This is a genomic window from Staphylococcus sp. GDY8P126P, assembly GCF_017891965.1.
In the GTDB taxonomy this organism is placed as follows: domain Bacteria; phylum Bacillota; class Bacilli; order Staphylococcales; family Staphylococcaceae; genus Staphylococcus; species Staphylococcus saprophyticus.
In genome coordinates this window covers 457,739-470,810 of the sequence record NZ_JAESKG010000002.1, presented here as the reverse complement: position 1 = coordinate 470,810, position 13,072 = coordinate 457,739, and the positions used below count along the sequence as shown (strand labels likewise).

Genomic DNA, 13,072 nt, shown 5'->3' with positions numbered 1-13,072 from the left:
ACCATAAAGGAACACTTAAAACATAAGTAAATGATTACAAATTGGTGACATGGAATTCTAAGAAACAATAACGTATAATGAGAAACGTAAAATAATTAAGAAAAGAAATTTGAGGAGGCCCCTAATGACTTTATTAGATGTATTACAAGAAAAACTTACGGGAAAAAACGTGAAAATCGTTTTACCAGAAGGTGAAGACGAGCGCGTATTAGAAGCGGCAACACAATTACAAGGTACTGATTATGTTTCTCCTATATTATTAGGAAATGAATCGAACATCAAAGCCTTAGCTAGTGATAAAGGTTTAGAAATTTCAGATTTAGAAATCATTGACCCAGAAACAAGCGAATTGAAACAAGAACTTGTTACTGCATTTGTTGAACGCCGTAAAGGTAAAGCGACTGAAGAACAAGCGCAAGAGATGTTGAAAGATGTTAACTACTTTGGGACAATGCTTGTTTATACTGGTAAAGCAGAAGGTTTAGTAAGTGGTGCGGCACATTCAACTGGTGATACGGTACGTCCAGCGTTACAAATCATCAAAACAAAACCAGGTGTCTCTAAAACTTCTGGTATTTTCTTCATGATTAAAGACGATAAACAATATATCTTTGGAGATTGTGCAATCAATCCAACACTTGAAGCACAAGATTTAGCAGAAATAGCTGTGGAAAGTGCAAAATCTGCTAAAAGCTTTGGCATGTCACCACGCGTTGCAATGTTAAGCTTCTCAACTAAAGGTTCTGCAAAATCGGAAGATGTCGAAAAAGTTGCAACAGCTGTTAACTTAGCTCAAGAGAAAATTGAAGCAGATCATTTAGAAGATGTTGTTGTAGATGGTGAATTCCAATTTGACGCAGCAATTGTACCTGAAGTTGCTAAGAAAAAAGCACCTGATGCAAAAATTCAAGGCGATGCAAATGTATTCGTATTCCCAAGCTTAGAAGCAGGTAATATTGGTTATAAAATTGCACAACGTTTAGGCGGATTTGATGCAGTAGGTCCAGTATTACAAGGTCTTAATTCTCCAGTGAATGATTTATCACGTGGCTGTTCTAAAGAAGACGTGTATAATTTATCAATCATTACTGCAGCACAATCATTACAATAATGGATTTAGCAAGTAAATATTTTAATGGTATAGATTGGCGTTATATTGATCATTCCTCAGGATTAGAACCAATGCAGTCTTTTGCATTTGATGATACTTTTTCAGAAAGTGTTGGAAAAGATTTATCGTGTAGTGTAGTGCGAACGTGGGTACATCAGCATACTGTTATACTGGGGATCCATGATTCAAGATTGCCTCATTTACAAGCGGGGATTCGCTACCTCACAGAAGAGCGCGGTTACAATGCAATCGTTAGAAATTCTGGAGGTCTTGGTGTTGTATTAGATCAAGGCGTACTTAATATATCGCTGCTCTTTAAAGGTAAACATGATATTACCATTGATGAAGCTTTTACTGTAATGTATTTATTAATTGCAAAAATGTTTGAAGATGAAGATGTAGATATCGACACACATGAAATCGAAAGATCCTATTGTCCCGGTAAATTTGATTTGAGTATTAATGGTAAGAAATTTGCTGGTATTTCTCAAAGACGCGTCCGTGGTGGAATAGCAGTGCAAGTTTATCTCTGTGTGGAAGGTGATGGTAGTGAACGTGCTGATATGATGAAATCATTTTATGCGCGTGCGTTACAAGGTGAAGAAACAAAATTCACATACCCTGACATTGAACCGCAATGCATGGCCTCACTTGAAACATTATTAGGCAGAACGATTACTGTGCAAGATGTCATGTTTCAATTATTATACGCAATTAAAGATTTAGGTGGCCGTTTGAATATGGACCCTATTACCGATGAAGAATGGTTAAGTTATGAAGGTTATTTTGAAAAAATGATTGAACGTAATGCGAAAATAAACCGCTCTATGGATTGACGTTAATTAAAGAACAGGTGAGATACTTCAAATCGAAGTAATTCACCTGTTCTTTTTGTTTTGCGGATTTCAGCATAATTTGTGGTAATGGATTTTTATATCTGTTGAATTATAGAAATGAAATAAGTAATATAGTGAAAGTATGGTTAAAAATGCAGTACTAATAAAATTCCTTGAATTTAACGTGAGTTTTTTGAATATATGGCTAGTGCGTTTTATAATAGGGAAGTATTGAAAATAATTAGTAGCTGGTGTTAACTTTTTGTAACAACGATTTACAGTGCATTTGAATCATTAATTTCAAGTCCTTTGCTAAAATAATGCATCTATGACTAGAGTCGTATGGTAATATATGAAATTTATGAGATAATGTGTAATGGTATGTGCAAAAATAGAAAAAGAACGATTATTTTAGAATGAATATTAAAGATGCTTTAAATAATTAAGAGAGGCATCGTTATTGAACGCTGTGAAAACAGTTTATTTCCCAGGGAATATAGTTCATTGCATAAGCAGAATTAGGATGCGGGTATACACAAAAAAGGTGTAGTACACAGAAAATATAAAATTAAAGAAAATACTAAAGGTGATTGAAAATATGGCACAACAAGGATACGGGGAAGCGAATGGAAAGGTAATATTAATAGGCGAACATGCTGTTACATTTGGCGAACCAGCTATTGCAATTCCATTTACAACTGGAAAAGTTAAAGCGAAAATAGAATCTCTAGAGACAACAAACGCTTCATATATAAAAAGTGATGTATACGATGGAGAATTACAAAAGGCACCAGAGCATTTGAAAGCAGTCATTACACGTTTTATTGAAAAATATAATATAGCGACGCCTATTAAAGTTTCAATCTATACGAACTTGCCACCTTCTAGAGGATTAGGTTCTAGTGCTGCGATGGCAGTCGCTTTTGTGCGCGCAAGTTTTGATTATTTGGATGAGCCACTATCGGATGAAATGTTAATAGAAGAAGCAAATTGGGCTGAACGCATTGCTCACGGTAAGCCGAGTGGTATAGATACACAAACAATCGTCTCAAATAAACCCGTATGGTTCAAACAAGGTAAGGTTACAACATTGAAACCTTTAGATTTAAATGGTTATATGGTAGTTATCGATACTGGTGTTCGTGGTTCTACTAAACAAGCTGTTGAGGATGTACACCAATTATGTGAAGGTGATAGTACATATCTGCAATATGTTGAACATATTGGTAAACTTGTACATGAAGCAAGTGAATCAATTGAACATCATAATTTTGAACAATTAGCTAAGGTGTTTAATCTGTGTCAAAAAAATTTAAGAACACTTACAGTCAGTCATGACAAAATAGAAGAAATATTAGATGCCAGTAAAGCGCAAGGTGCGATTGCAGGTAAACTAACTGGCGGTGGCCGTGGTGGAAGTATGATTGTACTTGCAACTAATGAAGAGACAGCTAAGCGTATTGCAGAAAGTGCAACGCAATTAGGTGCGCATCATACATGGATTGAATATTTAGGAGGGTAATGAAGTTGGTGAATAGTGGTAAGGCACGTGCACATACAAATATTGCACTGATTAAGTATTGGGGAAAGGCTGACGAAACATATATTATTCCAATGAATAATAGTTTATCTGTTGCGTTAGAACGCTTTTATACTGAAACGAAAGTTACGTTTGATGAAAGCTATACGAAAGATACACTTATACTAAATGGTGAAACAGTTACTGCAAGTGAATCAGCTAAAATTAGTCGTTATATGGATATTGTTAGAGCGACATCAGGCACAACAATGTTTGCATATATAGAGAGCGACAATCATGTTCCAACTGCTGCTGGTTTAGCATCATCAGCAAGTGCGTATGCCGCATTAGCAGCTGCTTGTGACAAGGCTTTAAACCTTGGATTAACGGGTAAAGCATTATCTAGGTTAGCACGTAGAGGCTCTGGGTCAGCATCAAGAAGTATCTACGGTGGCTTTGTAGAATGGGAAAAAGGGCATGATGATGAATCATCGTACAGTTTTCCCATTGAAGCAGATCATTGGGAACAAGAGTTGGCAATGATTTTTGTAGTTATTAATAATAAAACAAAAAAAGTATCGAGTCGTGCCGGTATGTCACATACACGTGATACATCTCGCTTTTATCAATATTGGTTAAATCATGTAGATGAAGACATAGCGTCAGTTAAGCATGCCATTGAGCGAAAAGACTTTATGCAAATGGGTGAAGTCATTGAAGCTAATGGTTTACGTATGCATGCAACCAATTTAGGTGCACAACCTCCATTTACTTATATGGTTGAGGATAGCTATCTTGCGATGGATATTGTTGATCAGTGTAGAAAAGCTGGATATCCATGTTATTTTACAATGGATGCAGGACCTAATGTGAAAATTTTAGTAGAAAAGAAAAATCAACAAGCAGTTATTGATGCGCTACATAAATCTTTTGATAAAGATCAAATTATTGCAAGTGACATTATAAGTACAGGCGTTGAAATTATTGAGTAAGGAAGAGATAAAATGATTCAAGTAAAAGCACCAGGTAAACTCTATATTGCAGGTGAATATGCAGTTACTGAACCAGGATATAAATCCGTATTAATTGCGGTTGATCGATTTGTAACTGCTTCAATTGAAGACTCAAATGCCCCTCAAGGTACCATACATTCTAAAACACTACATCATGATCCAGTGACTTTTCAAAGAAGAGAAGATCAAATCGTCGTATCCGATGTACATGCAGCTAAACAACTTAAATATGTCATTACAGCAATTGAAGTATTTGAACAGTATGTGCGCAGTAACCATATCAGTTTAAAACATTTCAATTTAACGATTGATAGTAATTTAGATGACGCAAATGGCCATAAATACGGGTTAGGTTCAAGTGCAGCCGTGCTTGTTTCTGTAGTTAAAGTATTGAATGAGTTTTATGAAACGCATTTATCAAATCTTTATATTTATAAACTAGCGGTAATCGCGAATATGAAATTGCAGAGTTTAAGTTCATGTGGTGACATCGCTGTTAGTATTTACACTGGTTGGTTAGCGTACAGTACATTTGATCATGAGTGGGTCTCTCAACAAATTGAAGATACATCTGTTAATGAAGTATTGAATAAAAACTGGCCAGGTCTGCATATTGAACCGTTGCAACCACCGGAAAATATGGAAGTATTGATTGGTTGGACAGGATCTCCTGCATCGTCTCATCATTTAGTGAGTGAAGTGAAACGCTTGAAGTCAGATCCAACGTTTTATGGTAAGTTTTTAGAACGTTCCCACCTATGTGTTGAAAAGTTGATCCATGCTTTTAAAACAAACCATATTAAAGGTGTACAACAAATGATTCGTACCAATCGCGAAATTATTCAATCTATGGATAAAGAAGCTACGATAGATATAGAAACGGCACATCTCAAAGTGTTGTGTTCTGTAGCAGAAAAATATGGCGGTGCTGCTAAAACCTCTGGTGCAGGTGGCGGTGACTGTGGTATTACGATTATAAATAGTGATATTAATAAGAAATTGATATATCAAGAATGGTTAGAGAATGAAGTGAAACCATTAGAATTTAATATTTATCATGGTCAATAAAGTCATGACAACTTGAGCAGTATACTAATCTACAGATTAGGTACTGTTTTTATTATTCCAATTTTTCTCTTTGTTATTGTTATTTAAAAGTTTAGTTTTAGAAAACGATATTCAGGAAAAATTACCTTTTAATGAAAATAAAATCATTCAAAGGTACATAGTGTCAAAATCCCCTAGTTATATTGATGTTATATAAACTAAAGCATATCATCACCTTAAGAGAACGCTTACATTAACTGCGTGGAAAAAGGGTGATTATTATGAACATTGGACGGAATTTTGGTAATGCTATACGTAGATTTGGCGGGGCAATGATTGTTCCAGTATTATTGTTTCCATTCTTTGGAATCATTATAGGTATAGCTACACTTTTCAAAAATGAAGCCATAATGGGACATCTTGCGGATCCAGAAGGTTTATGGTTTCAAGTATGGTCGCTAGTTGAAAATGGTGGATGGACTGTATTTGAAAATATTGAACTTATTTTTGTCATTGGGTTACCTATTTCATTAGCGAAGAAATCGGCGGGGCATGCGGTCATGTCTTCAGTGGTTACTTATATGATGTTTAATTATTTTATCAATAGCATATTAACAACTTGGGGGCCAGCTTTTGGTGTGGATTTTAAAGGTAGCCCTGACGATGTAACTGGGATAACTGAGTTAGTTGGTATTAAAACATTAGATACTAATATCATTGGTGCATTAATTATTTCTGGTATCGCCATATGGTTACATAATCGGTATTACGATAAGAAGTTACCTGAATCTTTAGGTATATTTCAAGGTTCTCCATTTGTGGTAATGCTTGCGTTCTTTAGCATGATTCCTTTGGCTTTTCTAACAAGTTGGGGATGGCCAATAGTTCAAGGATGGATCGCATCGTTACAAGTATTTCTTGCTTCATCTAGCTATGTTGGGGTTTGGCTCTTTCATTTCTTAGAAAGAATACTAATTCCAACAGGATTACATCATTTTATTTATACGCCATTTGAATATGGACCTGCAGTTGTGAATGGTGGCATTAAATCATATTGGATTTCGCACCTTACTGAATATTCAGAGACCAAGAAATCATTGAAAGACATCTTCCCTGGCGGCGGATTTTTATTACAAGGGAATACTAAAATATTTGGATCAATAGGTATAGCACTTGCAATATATTCCACTGCCAAACCTCATAAAAAGAAAGAAGTCGGTGCGTTATTATTAGCAGCTACATTGACGGCAGTATTTGCTGGTATTACAGAACCATTAGAATTTACCTTTATTTTTATTGCACCTTTCTTATTTTTAATACATGCCATACTGGGGGCAACAATGGTTACGACTATGCATGCATTTGGATTAGTTGGTAACTTAGGAGGCGGTTTTATTGAAATTGCAGCAACAAATTGGATTCCATTATTTGGTTCACATTGGGGGACATATGTAGCGCAATTTATCATTGGTATCATTTTTATCTTTATTTACTATTATTTATTTAGATTTATCATATTGAAGTTTGATATACCGATGCCAGGTAGAGAAAAAGACGACAATCAAGATACTAAATTATATACGAAAAAAGATTATCGTGAAAATAAAAATCAAAGCAACGTCTCTAATAGTTCTAACGAATATCAAAGAAAAGCTGAAGTATATATTGAAGGTTTAGGTGGCACAGAAAATATAGTGGATGTTACCAATTGTGCAACGCGATTACGTGTAACAGTGGCAAACCCTGAACAAGTAGCGGCAGATGATTACTTTAAATCAAATGGAGGCGCACATGGATTAGTGAAGAGTGGTAAAAACGTTCAGGTCATTGTTGGACTTTCAGTTCCTCAAATAAGAGAGGAAGTAGAGCAACTACTTAATAAAACTGCTAAACACTAAAGTGTACATGTTAGTGGAAGTGAGAAAAGAAATATCAACTTGATCAATTTCTTTTCTTACACTTTATTGAAATGAAGCATGGCACCTTGAGTGAAAGTAGCCTATATTATTTAGAAAAACACATATGCATCTATAATGTTTTCTAGACTTAGATGAATTATTACAGGAATGAGTTATTATTGATTTTATAGTTATGGTACGTTCTAGCTATAAAATCAAATACAACATAGTAAGGTGTAAAACTATAGTATGTTGTAGTATTAAAAAATTGAATAGGTGCACTATTAACATATACATTAAACGCAGCATTTTTAGCGATATAGTTATCATGCAAAGTCGTAATAGATACGTAATGCAATTCACGAGATTTAATGAGTTGTATGGGATCAATTAAATTCTTGGTTTCTCCTGATAATGAGATGATAAACAGTAAATCATCAGCAGACATTTGATCTATGGCTAAACGCAATTCGGTTTCATCATTTATAACGATTGCTCTTTTTGAAATAGATAACATATGTCGTTGCGCTTCACGTGCAACATTTTGCTGTGCCATACCAGTACCAAATATATAGATAAATGGAGCAGTTTCGATTAATTGATTAAGCGTGTGATAGTCAAACATTTCAAGATGTTCTACGGTTCTTCTCACATCTTCAATAATTGGATCGGCGCTTGCAAGTTGAGGTGATTCATTATTTGAATCCATTTTTATATAAAATTTAAAATTACTATAACCTTCAAATCCCATTTTTTTAACAAGTCTATGGATAGTGGATATGGAAGTATGGGTCAGTTTACTTAAATCATGAATTTTCATATTTGAAATTTGATCAATATTTTGTCTAATAACATTGATAATATGTAAATCATTTTCTGTTAGTTGTTCAAAGTGTTTATTAATAAGATGATCTAGAACCATATAAAAAGATGCCACCTATTCATTGGAAAAATTTCCGAATTTTGAAAATATATTCTAATGTTAATATATAAATTCTAAATACGTCAAATTTATTGGTGTTTTTACTTATTTAATTTACTATTAACTTAATTTAGATTTAAATTATTAAAAGTATATTTTTTTTGCTATTTGTAAGCGTTTACTTCAAAGAAATTGATTAATGTTATATAGGAGATGAGACGATGACAATAAAAGTTGGTGTTATTGGTTGTGGCGGTATAGCTAATGGAAAGCATTTACCAAGTTTAGAAAAAATCACTGAAGTAGAGATGGTTGCTTTTTGCGATATTGACATTGCTAAAGCATATAAGGCTGCAGAAAACTATGGTAGCAATAATGCAAAGGCATATGAAGATTATAAAGCATTATTAAAAGACAGCAATATAGAAGTGATACATGTTTGTACTCCGAATAATACACATCAAGAAATTACAGTTGCAGCATTAGATGAAGGTAAACACGTAATGTGTGAAAAACCTATGGCAAAAACTTCTATTGAAGCGCAGGCAATGATTGATGCGTCAGTCCGTAATAATAAAAAATTGACAATAGGTTATCAAAATAGATTTCGAGCAGACAGTCAGTATTTGCATAAAGTAACACAACGTGGAGATTTAGGAGAAATTTACTTCAGTAAAGCTCATGCTATTCGCAGACGCGCAGTTCCAACGTGGGGTGTTTTTCTAGATGAAGAAAAGCAAGGTGGTGGCCCCCTAATTGATATCGGGACACATGCATTAGATTTAACGTTATGGATGATGGATAATTATGAACCTGAATCGGTGATGGGCTCAACATTCCATAAATTAGGGAATCATGCGAATGCAGCAAATGCATGGGGACCATGGGATCCAAGTAAATTTACTGTGGAGGACTCTGCATTTGGATTTATCAAAATGAAAAATGGTGCCACGATTATATTAGAAACGAGTTGGGCGCTTAATTCCTTAGAAGTTGATGAAGCTAAATGTTCTTTATCAGGTACAGATGGTGGAGCAGATATGAAAAATGGTCTACGTATTCATGGTGAAGATTTAGAAACGTTGTATACATCTGAAATTGAATTAGAAAATACAGGGGTAGATTTTTATGAAGGTGAAACAATAGACGAAGCAGAGGAAGAAGCACGTGCTTGGATAAATAATATCATTCACGATACAGAACCCATAGTTAAACCACATGAGGCTTTCGTTGTCACTCAAATTTTAGAAGCTATATATGAATCAGCGAAAACAGGTAAAGCTGTATATTTAAACGATAAATCAAATGAATAGGAGACATTTTATGAATATTACAATTTGGAATGAATATCGACATGAGAAAGAAAATGAAACAGTAAAAGCAGTTTATCCCGAAGGTATACATCATGCGCTCGCATCGTTTTTGAATGTTGAGCATAACGTAACTACAGCAACATTAGATGAACCACAACATGGTTTGACTGACGAAGTATTATCGCAGACAGATGTACTTGTTTGGTGGGGGCATAAGGCACATGATGAAGTAGAGGATTTAATAGTAGAGAAGGTGAAGCAGCGTGTATTAGACGGCATGGGGCTTGTAGTCTTACATTCTGGACATTTTTCAAAAATTTTCAAATCCTTAATGGGTACGTCGTGTGATTTAAAATGGAGGGAGGCAGATGAAAAAGAACGTTTGTGGGTTGTTGATCCAACACATCCCATCACAAGAGGCATAGAATCACATTTTAAACTAGAAAAAGAAGAAATGTATGGAGAACATTTTGATATTCCAACGCCAGATGAAACAGTATTTATAAGTTGGTTTGAGGGCGGAGAAGTATTTAGAAGTGGTGTAACGTTTAAAAGAGGTAATGGCAAAATATTTTATTTCAGGCCGGGACACGAAAGCTACCCAACATATTACAATACGAATGTCCAACAAGTTATAAAAAATGGCATAGTATGGGCTTACAGTAGTGGGACACCTAAACATGAGTATGGTAATGCGATACCGTTAGAGAAAATATCAGAAAAATAATTCTGGGGGCATCTTGTTATGGAAAAATTAAAGATAGGTATTATTGGGTGTGGTGGTATTGCACGTAATAGGCATATACCAGCTTTTCAACAATTAAATCATTTGGCTGATGTTGTAGCAGTTCAAGATATTAATTTTGAATTAGCTAAAAGCGTTGCTCAAAGTCATCAAATTCAAAATGTGTATGAAACTTATCACGCTATATTTGAACATGTAGACGCTGTCGCTGTATGTACACCTAATAAATATCATGCAGAAATTAGCATTGCTGCTTTAGAAGCTGGTGTACATGTATTTTGTGAAAAGCCAATGGCTATGAATCCATCAGAATGTGAAAAAATGATAAATACTGCAGAAAAAGTCAATAAAACACTTGCTATAGGCTATCATTATCGCTTTACAGATGCTGCAATCAATGCCAAAAATGCTGTTGATAAGGGTGTTTTAGGCGATCCATTAGTAACACGTGTACAAGCAATGCGTAGACGTAAAGTACCCGGATGGGGTGTTTTTACAAACAAAGCACTACAAGGTGGAGGTAGTTTAATTGATTATGGATGTCATATGCTTGATTTATCACTTTGGCTATTAAACGATATCGCACCAGTAGAAGTGATTGGAAAAACATACAATCGACTTAGTAAAATACCCAATCAAATAAATGATTGGGGCGCATTTGATAATGAATCATTTGATGTAGACGATCACGTGACAAGTTATATTACTTTTAATGATGGCTCAACGCTTTTATTTGAATGTTCTTGGTCAGCCAATATTAAAGAAGATATGAGACATTTAAGCATTTCTGGTGTAGATGGTGGCTTAAATCTATATCCTTTTGAAATTTATCAACCCAGACTAGGCACTTATTTTATTGAACAAGCACAAGCAGAACATGATGAAGAAATAGCTGCACAACGACAAGCAAAGAATTTTGTGGATAGTTGCCTTGGTTATGAGTCTCTTGTTGTTCAACCAATGCAAGCGATGCAAATCAATATACTGATAGACGCGATTTATCAAAGTAGCAAAATTGGACAAAGTGTTCGACTGGCAAAGGTATAACTTTTATGGAGGTTTTTTTATGAAAATTGGTGTGTTTTCCGTGTTATTTCAAGACAAAGAATTTGAAGAAATGTTAGATTACGTAGCAAAATCAGGTGTGAAAATGCTTGAAATAGGGACAGGAGGCAATCCAGGAGACCAGTTTTGTGCATTAGATGACCTACTAAATGATGAATTTCAAAGAAAATCATTTATTGAAGCGATTCAGCAGCGTGGATTAGAAATTAGTGCATTGAGTTGTCACAATAACCCTATTTCGCCAGATCAAAGAGAAGCTCAAGAAGCGCATGATACTTTATACAAAACGATAAAATTAGCGTCGCTGTTAAACGTACCAGTGGTAAATACGTTTTCGGGAGTGGCTGGTTCGGATGACTCAGCAAAGTATCCTAATTGGCCTGTTACACCATGGCCAACAGTGTACACTAATATTCTAGAATGGCAATGGGATGAAAAACTTGTCCCTTTCTGGAAAAATGTTGCTGACTATGCAAAGTCACTCGATATAAAAATTGGTATAGAACTTCATGCTGGTTTTTTAGTTCATACACCGCATACACTATTAAAATTAAGAGCGGCAACTAATGATGCTATTGGTGCGAATTTAGATCCAAGTCATCTGTGGTGGCAAGGTATTGATCCAATAGCTGCAATAAAAATATTGGGAAAAGAAAATGCAATTCATCATTTTCATGCAAAGGACACATATATTGATCAAGAGAATGTGAATATGTACGGTTTAACGGATATGCAGCCATATGGCAATATACAAACGAGAGCCTGGACATTTCGAACAGTAGGATATGGTCATAATATTCAAGAATGGGGAGACATGATTAGTGCATTAAGAATAAATGGTTATGATTATGTGGTGAGCATTGAACATGAGGATCCAATTATGTCAATTGAAGAAGGATTTAATAAAGCAGTGAATAATTTGAAATCGGTTAATATTGAAAATCATGCACCAGATTTATGGTGGACGTAAATTCTATCAATAGTTATATTAAGTATAAAGGGACAAGTTAGTATCGTCATTTACATTGTGATGATACTAACTTGTCCCTTTGAATGTTGATATTAAAAGAATATAAACTTGAAATTTTAATAAAATAGAGTAAAATAATTAGAGTTGTAAAATCTAAAATACATATTAAGTAAGGCATCATAAACCTTATGATGATACATATAAATGAATGTTTACATTGTGAAATGATATTTAAGCTGTTTTGATAAACTGTAAACCATAAGAAAGGAATGGGTGTAGTTGCAAAATAAATTTTTAATTTGTGATGATTGCCAAGGGGTAAACTGTAAGTCATTAGAAAAAAAGTTAACGAAATTAGATCCTGAAGCTGAAATAGAAATTGGCTGTCAGTCGTATTGTGGACCGGGTCGCCGAAAAACGTTTGCTTTTGTTAATAATCGTCCACTCGCTGCACTCACAGAAGATGAACTTATGGAAAAAGTGGAAAAACAATTACAGAAACCGAGAGACCCTGAAGAAGAAGAACGATTAAGAAAACGTAATGAAGAACGTAAACGTCGTAAAGAAGAACAAGATAGAAAATTAAAAGAAAAGTTAGCGCAAAGAAAACATAAATAATAGCTGGGAAGGCTT

The 13,072-nt window shown here is 34.7% G+C and carries 12 protein-coding genes; 11 read left to right on the top strand and 1 reads right to left on the bottom strand.

All coding sequences use genetic code 11. From position 1 onward, the window contains the following. The first annotated feature begins 124 nt into the window (after positions 1-124). The 6 genes from pta to KA893_RS04785 all read left to right on the top strand — a co-directional run bounded on the left by pta (position 125) and on the right by KA893_RS04785 (position 7,424). Complete coding sequence (pta, locus tag KA893_RS04810; protein WP_115340706.1) at positions 125-1,111, top strand: phosphate acetyltransferase; 987 nt, start codon at positions 125-127, stop codon at positions 1,109-1,111. Next, positions 1,111-1,947 carry a lipoate--protein ligase family protein gene (locus KA893_RS04805; RefSeq protein WP_194375979.1) on the top strand — a complete coding sequence of 279 codons (837 nt, stop codon included), beginning with the start codon at positions 1,111-1,113 and terminating at the stop codon, positions 1,945-1,947. The genes pta and KA893_RS04805 overlap by 1 nt, the downstream gene beginning before the upstream one ends. A gap of 598 nt (positions 1,948-2,545) precedes the next feature. After that, positions 2,546-3,469 carry a mevalonate kinase gene (gene mvk / locus KA893_RS04800; RefSeq protein ID WP_194375978.1) on the top strand — a complete coding sequence of 308 codons (924 nt, stop codon included), beginning with the start codon at positions 2,546-2,548 and terminating at the stop codon, positions 3,467-3,469. A 5-nt stretch (positions 3,470-3,474) separates the two neighbouring features. Continuing rightward, positions 3,475-4,458, top strand: coding sequence for a diphosphomevalonate decarboxylase (gene mvaD, locus KA893_RS04795; RefSeq protein ID WP_037539081.1), 984 nt, complete (start codon positions 3,475-3,477; stop codon positions 4,456-4,458). Positions 4,459-4,470: 12 nt separating this feature from the next. After that, positions 4,471-5,547 carry a phosphomevalonate kinase gene (locus KA893_RS04790; protein ID WP_041079769.1) on the top strand — a complete coding sequence of 359 codons (1,077 nt, stop codon included), beginning with the start codon at positions 4,471-4,473 and terminating at the stop codon, positions 5,545-5,547. A gap of 260 nt (positions 5,548-5,807) precedes the next feature. After that, entirely contained in the window at positions 5,808-7,424 is a 1,617-nt protein-coding gene (locus KA893_RS04785) for an alpha-glucoside-specific PTS transporter subunit IIBC (protein WP_037539044.1), read from the top strand. Positions 7,425-7,584: 160 nt separating this feature from the next. Here the strand turns inward: KA893_RS04785 and KA893_RS04780 are convergent, their stop codons facing one another. Continuing rightward, a complete protein-coding gene (locus tag KA893_RS04780; RefSeq protein ID WP_002484064.1) occupies positions 7,585-8,346 on the bottom strand; it encodes a MurR/RpiR family transcriptional regulator in 762 nt (253 codons plus the stop codon). A gap of 221 nt (positions 8,347-8,567) precedes the next feature. On the opposite strand from KA893_RS04780, the gene KA893_RS04775 reads away from it, so the two are divergent. From KA893_RS04775 to KA893_RS04755, 5 genes are all read left to right on the top strand, one after another. Beyond that, positions 8,568-9,659, top strand: a complete 1,092-nt coding sequence (locus KA893_RS04775) for a Gfo/Idh/MocA family protein (RefSeq protein WP_002484063.1) — start codon at positions 8,568-8,570, stop codon at positions 9,657-9,659. Positions 9,660-9,669: 10 nt separating this feature from the next. Next, positions 9,670-10,386, top strand: coding sequence for a ThuA domain-containing protein (locus tag KA893_RS04770; RefSeq protein ID WP_194375977.1), 717 nt, complete (start codon positions 9,670-9,672; stop codon positions 10,384-10,386). Positions 10,387-10,404: 18 nt separating this feature from the next. Beyond that, the gene (locus KA893_RS04765) at positions 10,405-11,451 is read left to right on the top strand and encodes a Gfo/Idh/MocA family protein (protein WP_002484061.1); all 1,047 of its coding nucleotides are present in this window, start codon (positions 10,405-10,407) and stop codon (positions 11,449-11,451) included. A gap of 19 nt (positions 11,452-11,470) precedes the next feature. Next, positions 11,471-12,439 carry a sugar phosphate isomerase/epimerase family protein gene (locus KA893_RS04760; RefSeq protein ID WP_002484060.1) on the top strand — a complete coding sequence of 323 codons (969 nt, stop codon included), beginning with the start codon at positions 11,471-11,473 and terminating at the stop codon, positions 12,437-12,439. 279 nt (positions 12,440-12,718) lie between these two features. Next, positions 12,719-13,057 (top strand): YuzB family protein, encoded by a 339-nt coding sequence (locus KA893_RS04755; RefSeq protein WP_002484059.1) that lies wholly within the window; start codon positions 12,719-12,721, stop codon positions 13,055-13,057. Positions 13,058-13,072 lie beyond the last annotated feature (15 nt).